Genomic DNA, 2,376 nt, shown 5'->3' with positions numbered 1-2,376 from the left:
ATATACAGGGTTACATACCCCAATCAATTGTCAACAAGAAGGATGGAAAGAATATGGGATATACCATTGATTCTTGTGAGATCGCCCCTCTAAAGAGGGCTTCGACATTGTTATTGGAAACCCACCGTATTTAGAATCTAGAAGTCCCAATTTCCCTGAATCATTAAAGATAAGTTTGCAGAATGAAATTCAAAAGAGAAGAATGTCAGATTCGGGAGCCTTTCCTCGTGGAGCAGATTTATTGATTTTCTTCTATGAATTATCACTGAGGCTATTGAACCAAAATGGATACAACGTCTTTATCACTGAAAACTCTTGGCTTTCCACAGATTATGGGAAACTGTTTCAGAAATTTTTGTTGAAGAAGTGTGAAATTCATGCAATAATTGACTCGGAGTACAAGTACTTTGAAACCGCTGATATTAACACTATCATAACCATCTTTAGGAACAGAAACGAGAACAATAATAATCTTCCTGTTAAGTTCTTTCATTGTGATGGGAGCCTTGAAAAATACCCATGCAATACATTCTCCATCCATAATACGGAGAATGTTTCTCTAAAATTGTTTTTATCAAGCAACCAATTATTACATAACTACAAGTGGGGAGTTATCATAAGGGCGGAGCAGAAACTATTACAAATTATAGAAATCATAAGCAAACTTGAAGATAAAAATCTTTCTTCAAAAATTAGTATTGGGCAAGGACTTAATCTTAGAAAAAACAATATTGTTTATGACCAATCTTCTCGAACATATCCATTTTATACATCTGAAATTGGACCAACCTATAGTTGGAATAATTCGTCTTGCTATATCAGTAGAGATGATATTTCTAGTAGTAGAAAAAGACCTCTTCTTATAATGCCAAGAGGAATCGGGACACATTTCTGTAGTATAAACGATTGCTCTGGTTATACATCAAGTTACGTTGAGGTTTATGGTGACTTGTCACAAGAAGAAACCTTAAACATTTGGCTCTTTTGTAACTCATCATTGTTCTGGCTTTTAAGAGAAATAACAGGTAGGACAAACTTGGGAGGAGGTATGTTAAAAGCAGAGGCGACAGACTTGAAGAGCATACCTATTTGCTACAATTTTAAGAGACCTTCTGAAATATTAGCTCTGTATATGGCGGTTAAAGATAAAGTTATAGATACGAGTATCTCAATAACGCTTAATGATAATCAACATAAGATGATAGATGCCATAGTACTTAAATTCTTTAGATTAGAGAAAGAAGAATCATATATTGTAAGCATGCTTCAAGACATGGTGTTTAGACGTATGAAGAAAAGTAAGACCAAATGATAATTGGAGGATAGCACCTCCAGTCATCATTATTCTCCAGCCAACCTAAACTCCAATTCATAGTTCTTTATGAAGTCTGTTTCTTCCTGAGTCAAGCCGTATAGTGGGCAGATATAATCATCTATCTCATCAATGATTCTTTTAGATCGTACAATCTTGTATTCTTTGAATGAATCAACATTGTAGCTGGAATCACCAGAGGCAATACGTCGGTTTGCCTTAGTCTCAATATCTTCAAGATAACGGCTATACAATTTGTTGAGTTCTGAAAGTATTTCTTTCGGCATTTTGTCAAAATTAGGAAGAGGGAAGTTCTTTATTTCTGATTGTTTTAAATTTAATCCATCAGTATAAACTTGCTGATAAAACCAAAATAATGTTGAAGAAAGACATAATCCAATTTGTCTATGATACCTTAAATTTAGTTGCTTTTCTGCTGATGTGAATGTACTATAATCGGTAACAACATTAAAGTATCTTCCTCCTGCTGCTCTGTAATACAAAGGTTTACCATCATTAACAAAAAAAGACTTGACCCTGTGGGGTAATTCTAAAATTTTATTTAATACTTGCATTTCATTATTTGAACCAACTTTTGGTAGTCTTGCTGGCAGGACGTATGGTAAAGATTCTGCGAATTGCAGATTGTCCATCAACTGCTTCATAGACTCTTCTTTTCTTCTTCTCATCATTTTAGTTGTAAGGAGATGCTTCATAGGAGTTTCTGTTCTGGTAAACGAGATGATTGACACACGTAATCCAGCATCCTCAAAAATTTGTTTTGGGCGATTAGAGAAAGAAGAAACCTTTAGGGTGTCACAATTTCCAAATAACAAGCGATGAACCTGCCCCATAGCATCGCTTGAAGTGAAAGACATAGGTATAATATAAGTTAGGGTTCCATCCTTTCTGAGTAAGTTAAAACCTTTCTCTATGAATACACAAAAGGTGTCAGTTGATCCTTTGATACCATTACTCGTATTGGCAACAGTATAATTTCTCTTAATGATAGTTTTTTGGTTGTTATCGATCTTCGCTCCATATGGTGGGTTTCCAATAACAAT

At 34.7% G+C, this 2,376-nt stretch carries 1 protein-coding gene and 1 pseudogene; one reads left to right on the top strand and one right to left on the bottom strand.

Annotation, left to right across the window (positions count from 1 at the left end; translation table 11 throughout):
* Positions 1–103 precede the first annotated feature (103 nt).
* Positions 104–1,312, top strand: a pseudogene (locus JMN12_RS14935) (Eco57I restriction-modification methylase domain-containing protein); the annotation flags it as partial.
* A 29-nt stretch (positions 1,313–1,341) separates the two neighbouring features.
* On the opposite strand, the gene JMN12_RS14930 reads toward JMN12_RS14935, so the two are convergent.
* On the bottom strand, positions 1,342–2,376 hold a 1,035-nt coding region (locus JMN12_RS14930), incomplete at its 5' end, for an Eco57I restriction-modification methylase domain-containing protein (RefSeq protein ID WP_203140052.1).

Source organism: Capnocytophaga genosp. AHN8471 (assembly GCF_016806945.1).
In the GTDB taxonomy this organism is placed as follows: domain Bacteria; phylum Bacteroidota; class Bacteroidia; order Flavobacteriales; family Flavobacteriaceae; genus Capnocytophaga; species Capnocytophaga periodontitidis.
This window is presented reverse-complemented; position numbering and strand designations above follow the sequence as displayed.